The sequence below is a fragment of the Streptomyces sp. XM83C genome, assembly GCF_023072675.1.
In the GTDB taxonomy this organism is placed as follows: domain Bacteria; phylum Actinomycetota; class Actinomycetes; order Streptomycetales; family Streptomycetaceae; genus Streptomyces; species Streptomyces thermocoprophilus.
In genome coordinates this window covers 1-9324 of sequence record NZ_JALLGL010000248.1, presented here as the reverse complement: position 1 = coordinate 9324, position 9324 = coordinate 1, and the positions used below count along the sequence as shown (strand labels likewise).

Here is a 9324-nt window from a genome sequence, read left to right as displayed (position 1 = left end):
CCCGAAGGCATCGGCCCCGCCCGCGACCCCTTCGCCAGCGCCTCCGCCGCCCTCGACGGCGTCATCGCCTCCTCCATGGCCGCCGACGCCCTCACCGCCATCCGCGGCGACCAACTCCCCCTCGTCATGCTCGACAGCGACCCCACCGGCAGCCTCGGCGCCGCCACCGTCAACCTCGACATCGCCGACGGCACCCACCAGATCGCCCACCACCTCCTCACCCTCGGCCACCGCCACTTCCTGCACCTCGCCGCCGACATCCCCTCCTGGACCTTCGAAGTACGCGCCCGGGAACTCGCCCGACATCTGCACACCGTCCCCGGCACCACCCTGCGCACCGCCCGCACCCCCATGGACATCGAAGGCGCCCTCACCGCCACCACCACCGCCCTCACCACGCACGGCCCCCGCCCCACCGCCGTCGTCTGCGACGACGACAAACTCGCCGCCGGCGCCTACAAGGCCCTCCGCCGCCACGGCCTGCGCATCCCCGACGACGTCTCCGTCACCGGCATGGACGACATCGCCCTCGCCACCGCCCTCGACCCCGAACTCACCACCGTCCACCTCGACGCCGAACTCTTCGGCGAACGCGGCATGCGCGCCCTCCTCGCCGTCCTCGACGGCCGCACACCGGAAGAAGGCGACATCCCCGTCCACCTCGTCCGACGAGGCTCCACCGCACCCCCGCCCCACACGCCCTGACACAAACACAGCGCCCCGGCCGTGACATCACGACCGGGGCGCCGAACATGCACCCGCAGACGGGCAGGGCTACTCGTCGCTGCTCTCCGCCTCCGTCGCCGTACTCCCGGCCTCCAGCAGCCGCGACAGCTGCGCCCCGACGATCCGCTTGAACTTGCGCTGCTGCGGCCGCGTACGGTCCAGCACGGCCACCTCAAGCCGCTCCGCCGGGATCTCCCGCTCCGAACCGTTCGTGTCCCGCGACAGCGCCCGCACCGCCAGCTGCAGCGCCTCCGCCAGGCTCATACCGTCCCGGTGCTCACGGTCCAGGAAGCTGCTGATCTGCTCGGCATTACCACCGACCGCGACCGAGCCGTGCTCGTCCACGATCGAGCCGTCGTGCGGCAGCCGGTAGATCTGGTCACCCTCCGGGGTCTCCCCGACCTCCGCGACCACCAGCTCCACCTCGTACGGCTTCTCCGCCGCCGACGAGAAGATCGTGCCGAGCGTCTGCGCGTAGACGTTGGCCAGGCCACGGGCCGTGACATCGTCCCGGTCATAGGTGTAACCACGCAGATCGGCATAGCGGACACCGCCGATCCGCAGATTCTCGTACTCGTTGTACTTGCCGGCCGCGGCAAAGCCGATCCGGTCGTAGATCTCGCTGAACTTGTGCAGCGCACGGGACGGGTTCTCACCGACGAACACGATGCCGTCGGCGTACTGCATCACGACCAGGCTGCGGCCGCGCGCGATGCCCTTCCGGGCGTACTCCGCGCGATCCGCCATCGCCTGCTGGGGGGAGACATAGAACGGCGTCGACACCGGTTATCCGTCCCTTTCTGTGGAGGTCACTGAGATCACCGTCAACCCTCGGACAACAACACCCGGGCCCGGCTCACAGCAGCGCGGCCCGCGGGCCGTCCGGCTGCTCCAGCCGCCGCTCGAGGATCGACCGGGCGATCTCGGACGACTCCTCGTCGGTGAGCCGGCGGAAACCGTCCTCGGTGATCACGGTGACGATCGGGTAGATCCGGCGGGCGACATCGGGACCACCGGTCGCCGAGTCGTCGTCTGCCGCGTCGTAGAGAGCCTGCACGACCAGTGTGGTCGCATCGGACTCGGACAGGTCGTCTCGGTACAACTTCTTCATCGCACCGCGCGCGAAGACCGAGCCCGAGCCGGTCGCCGCGAACCCGCGCTCCTCGGTACGGCCACCGGTGACGTCGTACGAGAAGATCCGGCCCTTGGCGCGGTCCACGTCGTACCCCGCGAACAGCGGCACCACGGCCAGACCCTGCATGGCCATGCCGAGATTGGAGCGGATCATCGTCGACAGCCGGTTCGCCTTGCCCTCCAGCGACAGCTGAGCGCCCTCGACCTTCTCGAAGTGTTCCAGCTCCAGCTGGAAGAGCTTGACCATCTCCACCGCGAGACCCGCCGTGCCGGCGATGCCGACGGCCGAGTACTCGTCGGCCGGGAACACCTTCTCGATGTCCCGCTGCGCGATCACATTGCCCATCGTCGCCCGTCGGTCACCGGCGAGCACGACGCCGCCGGGGAACGTCACGGCGACGATCGTCGTGCCGTGCGGCGCCTCGATCACCCCCTGCGTCGGGGGGAGCTGCCGGTTGCCGGGCAGCAGCTCGGGCTGGTGCTCGGCGAGGAAGTCCATGAAGGAGGAGGACCCCGGCGTCAGGAAGGCAGCAGGTAGACGCCCGGTGCTACGAGTGTTGGCTTCCACGCGATTCCTTCCACGTAAGCAGCAGCCCGCCTCATGACGTCGGGCCGATCCTTGAACTGCCCCAGTGCGGCATTGCAGCTGAAGCACAGTACGCCACGGACCCTACCCGTCTCATGGCAGTGATCCACATGCTCGGGCACCGCCGCCGGACAGATGCAGCAGACGCCCCTTCCAGGGGCGATCAGCCCGTCCCGCTCGGCCTCGGTGAGGCCGTACGTCCGCTTCGGACGGTCCTGCCTGCCACGCATCGCCCGGCACGCCTTGCAGCGCGTGGACGGTCCGTCGGAGGCGGACGCGTTCCGGTGCCGGTCCGAGTACGGCTTCACCTCACCGCACCCCCGGCAGGGCGTGTGCCCCGCCGGCACCTCCGCCTTCTCCCTGCCCGGCTTGCCCATGGCCACCCTGCGCCGCCGGCAGTGCGCGGCGCTGTACTGTGCCACGCACTTCCGGCAACAGGGCGGCAGGCCGTCGGGCCGATTCCTGTCACGCGCGAAGGCGTCCGGAGGCAGTTCCCGCTTGCACTTCCCGCACTCCTTCGCCCGTGGCTCGTCCGCCACCTCGAACCCCCCGCAACTTTCACTTCGAAGGTCAGGCGGTCAGAACGACCTTCACTCTCCGCCCTTTTGCACGAAGGACCTCACGAAATCCTCGGCGTTCTCCTCGAGTACGTCGTCGATCTCGTCCAGGACGGAGTCCACGTCGTCGCTCAGCTTCTCGTGGCGCTCCTTGAGGTCTTCCGAGGCCTGCGCCTCCGGCGCCTGGTCCTCGACCTCCTCGGTGGAGCGCGTGGCCTTCTGCTGGCCGCCGCCGGTGTCCTTGGTCGCCATATCCCTCACCCCGCTCTTTCGCCCGACATGGGTCGGCAGGTCGGCATTCCTGCCGATCGGTGATGATCAGACCCTACTAGCCAGGTCCGACATCGGCCCCGCGGTTTCGTCAACGTACGGGGCCTGCCTGGATCATTCCCTGCCGAGGCGGTTTCCACCCCGGCCGGGTCGAAGGCCCGACGGGCCGCTCAGCCGCCGGAGAGGACCCTGACCAGGTCTTCCGCGGTGCGGCAGCGGTCCAGCAGTTCCTTGACGTGATTTCGCGTTCCGCGAAGCGGTTCCAGGGTGGGGACGCGCTGGAGCGAGTCCCGGCCCGGCAGGTCGAAGATGACCGAGTCCCACGAGGCCGCGGCGACGTCGTCGGCGTACTGCTCCAGACAGCGCCCGCGGAAGTACGCGCGGGTGTCCTCAGGAGGCGCTGTGCGGGCCCGGTCGACCTCGGCCTCGTCCAGCAGCCGCTTCATGCGTCCGCGGGCCACCAGACGGTTGTACAGGCCCTTGTCGGGCCGTACGTCGGCGTACTGCAGGTCGACGAGGTGGAGGCGGGCGGCGTCCCAGTCGATGCCGTCGCGGCGCCGGTAGCCCTCCATCAGCTCGCGTTTGGCGACCCAGTCCAGTTCGCCGGCGAGGCTCATCGGGTCGTTCTCCAGCCGGGTGAGGGTGTCCTCCCAGCGGCTGAGGACGTCCTTGGTCTGCTCGTCGGCGTCGGCACCGTAGCGTTCCTCCACGTATTTGCGCGACAGCTCGTAGTACTCCATCTGGAGCTGCACGGCGGTGAGTGTCCGGCCGCTGCGCAGGGTGATCAGTCGTTTGAGGGTCGGGTCGTGGCTGACCTGGTGGAGGGTGCGTACGGGCTGTTCGACGGCGAGGTCGACGGCGATGAAGCCGTCCTCGATCATGGACAGGACGAGGGCGGTGGTGCCGAGCTTGAGGTAGGTGGAGATCTCGGAGAGGTTGGCGTCGCCGATGATCACATGGAGCCGGCGGTACTTCTCCGCGTCGGCGTGCGGCTCGTCGCGGGTGTTGATGATGGGCCGCTTCAGGGTGGTCTCCAGCCCGACCTCGACCTCGAAGTAGTCGGCGCGCTGGCTGATCTGGAAGCCGTGCTCGTGGCCGTCCTGGCCGATGCCGACGCGGCCTGCGCCGGTGACGACCTGGCGGGAGACGAAGAAGGGCGTCAGGTGGCGCACGATGTCCGAGAAGGGGGTCTCCCGCTTCATCAGGTAGTTCTCGTGCGTGCCGTAGGAGGCGCCCTTGTTGTCGGTGTTGTTCTTGTAGAGGTGGATGGGCTGGGCTCCGGGGAGCTGGGCGGCCCGTTCCGCCGCTTCGGCCATGATCCGCTCGCCGGCTTTGTCCCAGAGGACGGCGTCGCGCGGGTTGGTGACCTCGGGGGCGCTGTACTCGGGGTGGGCGTGGTCGACGTAGAGCCGTGCGCCGTTGGTGAGGATGACGTTGGCGAGGCCGATGTCCTCGTCGGTGAGCTGGCTGGCGTCGGCGGCCTCGCGGGCGAGGTCGAAGCCCCGCGCGTCGCGCAGCGGATTCTCCTCCTCGAAGTCCCAGCGGGCCCGGCGGGCCCGGTGCATCGCCGCCGCGTAGGCGTTGACGATCTGGGACGAGGTGAGCATGGCATTGGCGTTGGGGTGGCCGGGAACGGAGATGCCGTACTCCGTCTCGATGCCCATTACTCGCCGTACGGTCATGCGGCCCTCCTTGCCCGGCGGCTCCCTCGGTCTTGGGCGCCGCTCAAGTACCGCTCGTGCTCGGGCGGCTGTGCGGTGCCCGTCCCCGCACTGCGCATCCCGGCGGCTGTGAAGAGCCTAGAACGCCTTTGCGCTGGTGGGGAGATCATTTGCGTCATTGCGTGCCCCGCGTTGTCGCTGCTCCTGCCCGGAAAAACAGTCGGCTGCGGGTACCCGGTGAGGGCACCCGCAGCCGCCCTGTTTCTTACAGGTACTGTCCGGTGTTCGCCACCGTGTCGATGGAGCGTCCGGTGTCGGCGCCCTGCTTTCCGGTGATGAGGGTGCGGATGTAGACGATCCGCTCGCCCTTCTTTCCGGAGATGCGGGCCCAGTCGTCGGGGTTGGTGGTGTTCGGGAGGTCCTCGTTCTCCTTGAACTCGTCGACGCAGGCCTGGAGCAGGTGGGAGACGCGAAGGCCCTTCTGGTTCTTTTCCAGGAAGTCCTTGATCGCCATCTTCTTGGCGCGGCCGACGATGTTCTCGATCATGGCGCCGGAGTTGAAGTCCTTGAAGTAGAGGACTTCCTTGTCGCCGTTGGCGTAGGTGACTTCCAGGAAGCGGTTCTCCTCGGATTCGGCGTACATGTGCTCGACCGCGGTCTGGATCATGGCCTGGACCGTGGCCGCCTTGTCCCCGCCGTGTTCGGCGAGGTCGTCGGCGTGGAGCGGCAGCCGTTCGGTGAGGTACTTGCCGAAGATGTCCTTGGCGGCCTCGGCGTCGGGACGCTCGATCTTGATCTTCACGTCGAGGCGGCCGGGGCGCAGGATGGCCGGGTCGATCATGTCCTCGCGGTTGGAGGCGCCGATGACGACCACGTTCTGCAGACCTTCGACGCCGTCGATCTCGGCGAGGAGCTGCGGGACGATGGTGTTTTCCACGTCGGAGCTGACGCCGGAGCCGCGAGTGCGGAAGAGGGATTCCATCTCGTCGAAGAAGACGATGACGGGGGTGCCCTCGGAGGCTTTCTCGCGTGCGCGCTGGAAGACGAGGCGGATCTGCCGCTCGGTCTCGCCGACGTACTTGTTGAGGAGCTCGGGTCCCTTGATGTTGAGGAAGAAGCTCTTGCCGGCGGCCTGGCCGGTGACCTCGGCGACCTTCTTGGCCAGCGAGTTCGCGACGGCTTTGGCGATGAGCGTCTTGCCGCATCCGGGGGGGCCGTAGAGCAGTACGCCCTTGGGGGGTCGGAGTTCGTGCTCTTTGAAGAGGTCGGGGTAGAGGTAGGGGAGCTCGACGGCGTCGCGGATGGCCTCGATCTGGTTGCCGAGGCCGCCGATGGCCTCGTATCCGATGTCGGGGACCTCTTCGAGGACGAGTTCTTCTACCTCGCTCTTGGGGACGACCTCGTAGACGTAGCCGGAGCGGGGTTCGAGCAGGAGGGCGTCGCCGGGGCGGATGGTGACGTCCAGCAGCGGCTCGGCGAGCCGTACCACCCGTTCCTCGTCGGTGTGCCCGAGCACCAGCGCGCGCTCGCCGTCCTCGAGGATCTCCTTGAGGGTGACGATGTCGCCGACGCGCTCGAACTCCATGGCTTCGACCACGTTGAGCGCTTCGTTGAGCATGACTTCCTGGCCGCGCCGGAGCTCGTCGAGTTCGACGCTCGGGCTGACGTTCACGCGGAGTTTGCGGCCGCCGGTGAAGATGTCGGCGGTGCCGTCCTCGTTGGCCTGGAGGAAGACTCCGAAGCCGGCGGGCGGCTGGGCGAGCCGGTCCACTTCTTCCTTGAGGGCCACGATCTGGTCGCGGGCCTCGCGGAGGGTGTTCGCCAGTCGTTCGTTCTGGGCGGACACGCCGGCCAGGTTGGTCTGCAGCTCGACGATCCGCTCTTCGAGAATCCTCGTGTGTCGCGGAGAGTCGGCGAGCTTGCGTCGCAGGACGGCGATCTCCTGCTCAAGGTAGGCGATCTGCCCGGCCGGGTCGTCGGACCCGCGTCCCGGGCGGATGCCGCGGTTAATGTCGTCGTCGTGGGCTGCCACGGTCCTCACCTCCTCCAAGGGGAGCTGGACGCTTCCAGACCCTACCTGGGTGGGTGTCGATTGAAACCCCTAGATCACAAAGACTGTCGGGGTGTGTCCGATCTTCACCCTTGCGCTCTCCCTCACGCCAGGGGAATACCCACCGAACATGATTGGAAAGCGGGCGGGGGTAGGGTCGAAGTGTTCAACACCCGTCAGGGCCTGCATCGTTCCCGGGCGGCTCGGCACGAAACACCAGCAGGAGAGATGAGCGTTCAGCAGGAGGGCACGGCCGGCGGTGAGGCGCTGGAGGTCTGGATCGACCAGGATCTGTGTACGGGCGACGGGATCTGTGTCCAGTACGCGCCTGAGGTGTTCGAGCTGGACATCGACGGTCTGGCGTATGTGAGGGGTGAGGGCGAGGAGCTGCTGCGGGCTCCGGGGGCGTCCGTGCCGGTGCCGTTGCCGCTGCTGTCGGATGTGGTGGACTCGGCGCGGGAGTGTCCGGGCGAGTGCATCCATGTCAGGCGGGTTTCGGACAGGGCCGAGGTGTACGGCCCGGACGCGGAGTGACGACCCGCCCACCCGTGGTGATGGTTGTCTGATTGCTCACACGGCGTGGGCGTTCACAGGGGCGGAGCGGACGAAGACGCCGTCCTTCCACTGCCATTTCACTGTCTGCTTGGTGTCGGGGCAGCAGGCGGGCACGCTGTCGTTCGAGTATCCGAGGAGTGTGGCGCGCACGGTGCCGTCGTGGACGGCGACCTGGGTGACGGTGTTGCGGCTCTTGGGGTCGATCAGTGTGGCGACGACGCGTGGCTCTGTGTCGTGGGGGCCTTGGGTGAGGACGTAGAGGGCGTCGGGCGGGGTGCCCATGGGGGCGTCGCAGTGGACGACGGCGAGGGTCTCGGGCCGTCCGTCGCCGTCGACGTCGCCGGTGGCGGTCCGTTGTACGGCGGCCTGGACGGGGCCGCATTCCAGCGGGAAGTCGACACCGGCGGTGGTGGGCGGGGCGGCCGGGGCTGCGGGTGCGGCTTTGGTCCCTGTGCCGGGGGTCTGGGCGGCGGTCGCCTCGTGGGACTGGACCAGTGAGGAGAGCGCGACGACGCCGGCCACGGCGGTCGCCGTGGCGAGCCAGTGGATGGGGCGGGCGTGTGTGTGGGCCAGTTCCGGGACGGCGGGTTGCTGCACTAGGAGCGTCTCCTGAGGGCGGTGCCGGTGGGGGTGGCCAGCATGGTGCCACGTCAACGTACGCACGCCGTGGCCGAGTTCCCGGGGGCGGGTGGGAACTCGGCCACGGCGTGCGTACGTTGACGTGGCACCGGGCCGCCGGGGCGGCGGCACGGGCGTGGTGTCAGCGGCCCATGCCTCCGTCGGCGTTGGGGCCGGTGTAGTCCTCGCCGTAGGCGCCCTTGGCGGGGCGTCGGCGGCGCATGGGCGGTTCGACGCCGTCGGCGAGGCGGCGGGCGGTGAGGAGGAAGCCGGTGTGCCCGATCATGCGGTGGTCGGGGCGGACGGCGAGTCCTTCGATGTGCCAGTTGCGGATCATGGTCTCCCAGGCGGTCGGCTCGTTGAAGCAGCCGATCTCCCGGATGGACTCCACGGTCCGGGCGAGCTGGGTGGTGGTGGCGACGTAGCAGCAGACGATGCCGCCGGGAACGAGTGCCTTGGAGACGGCCTCCAGGCACTCCCAGGGGGCGAGCATGTCGAGGATGACGCGGTCGACGTCGGTGTCGCTGAGGTTGTCCTGGAGGTCGCCGACGGTGAGCTGCCAGGCGGGGTGCGGGCCGCCGAAGTAGCGCTCCACGTTCTGTTTGGCGATCTCCGCGAAGTCCTCGCGCCGCTCGTAGGAGTGGAGCATGCCCTGGTCGCCGATGGCGCGCAGCAGGAAGCTGCTGAGCGAGCCGGAGCCGACGCCGGCCTCGACGACGCGTGCGCCGGGGAAGATGTCGGCGAAGGCGAGGATCTGCCCCGCGTCCTTCGGGTAGACGACGGCTGCCCCGCGGGGCATGGACAGGACGTAGTCGGGGAGCAGGGGGCGCAGCGCGAGGTAGGCGACGTTCCCGGTGGTGCGGACAACGCTGCCCTCGGGAGCGCCGATCAGTTCGTCGTGGGGGAAGGAACCCTTGTGGGTGTGGAAGTTCTTCCCGGCCTCGAGCGTGAACGTGTAGTGGCGGCCCTTGGGGTCGGTCAGCTGTACCTGGTCCCCGACCTTGAAGGGCCCGCGCCTGCGGGCGGCACCGGTCGGTTCGGACATGTGACCAGCCTACCGGGGTTTGCGAGGGCCTCCGACCATCGGGCGGTGTGCGGGGCGGGGCTTCTCGCCCGGCACCGGGTCTGGTTCTTATACACATCTCCGAGCCCACGAGACTACGCTGC

At 68.6% G+C, this 9324-nt stretch carries 10 protein-coding genes; 2 read left to right on the top strand and 8 right to left on the bottom strand.

Translation table 11 applies throughout. The features are described 5' to 3' along the window. Positions 1-705 (top strand): LacI family DNA-binding transcriptional regulator (locus tag MTQ10_RS23215; protein ID WP_247472020.1); only part of this gene is annotated, 705 nt, incomplete at its 5' end. Positions 706-774: 69 nt separating this feature from the next. Here MTQ10_RS23215 and prcA read toward each other — a convergent pair. From prcA to arc, 6 genes are all read right to left on the bottom strand, one after another. Then, positions 775-1509 (bottom strand): proteasome subunit alpha, encoded by a 735-nt coding sequence (prcA, locus tag MTQ10_RS23210; RefSeq protein ID WP_247472018.1) that lies wholly within the window; start codon positions 1507-1509, stop codon positions 775-777. Positions 1510-1582: 73 nt separating this feature from the next. Further along, a complete protein-coding gene (gene prcB / locus MTQ10_RS23205; protein ID WP_247472015.1) occupies positions 1583-2428 on the bottom strand; it encodes a proteasome subunit beta in 846 nt (281 codons plus the stop codon). Further along, complete coding sequence (locus MTQ10_RS31530; RefSeq protein ID WP_308404593.1) at positions 2380-2676, bottom strand: endonuclease VII domain-containing protein; 297 nt, start codon at positions 2674-2676, stop codon at positions 2380-2382. The genes prcB and MTQ10_RS31530 overlap by 49 nt, the downstream gene beginning before the upstream one ends. 360 nt (positions 2677-3036) lie before the next feature. Then, the gene (locus tag MTQ10_RS23195; protein WP_031129458.1) at positions 3037-3255 is read right to left on the bottom strand and encodes a ubiquitin-like protein Pup; all 219 of its coding nucleotides are present in this window, start codon (positions 3253-3255) and stop codon (positions 3037-3039) included. Between the two features lie 188 nt (positions 3256-3443). Next, on the bottom strand, positions 3444-4955 hold the full coding sequence (gene dop / locus MTQ10_RS23190; RefSeq protein WP_356759876.1) for a depupylase/deamidase Dop: 1512 nt from the start codon (positions 4953-4955) through the stop codon (positions 3444-3446). A 244-nt stretch (positions 4956-5199) separates the two neighbouring features. Beyond that, on the bottom strand, positions 5200-6966 hold the full coding sequence (gene arc / locus MTQ10_RS23185; protein ID WP_247472010.1) for a proteasome ATPase: 1767 nt from the start codon (positions 6964-6966) through the stop codon (positions 5200-5202). Between the two features lie 246 nt (positions 6967-7212). Here arc and MTQ10_RS23180 point away from each other — a divergent pair, with 246 nt between their 5' ends. Beyond that, positions 7213-7518 (top strand): ferredoxin, encoded by a 306-nt coding sequence (locus tag MTQ10_RS23180; RefSeq protein ID WP_247472009.1) that lies wholly within the window; start codon positions 7213-7215, stop codon positions 7516-7518. A 36-nt stretch (positions 7519-7554) separates the two neighbouring features. Here the strand turns inward: MTQ10_RS23180 and MTQ10_RS23175 are convergent, their stop codons facing one another. Further along, on the bottom strand, positions 7555-8136 hold the full coding sequence (locus MTQ10_RS23175) for a hypothetical protein (protein WP_247472007.1): 582 nt from the start codon (positions 8134-8136) through the stop codon (positions 7555-7557). A 163-nt stretch (positions 8137-8299) separates the two neighbouring features. Next, complete coding sequence (locus tag MTQ10_RS23170; protein WP_247472005.1) at positions 8300-9202, bottom strand: tRNA (adenine-N1)-methyltransferase; 903 nt, start codon at positions 9200-9202, stop codon at positions 8300-8302. Between the last annotated feature and the right edge of the window lie 122 nt (positions 9203-9324).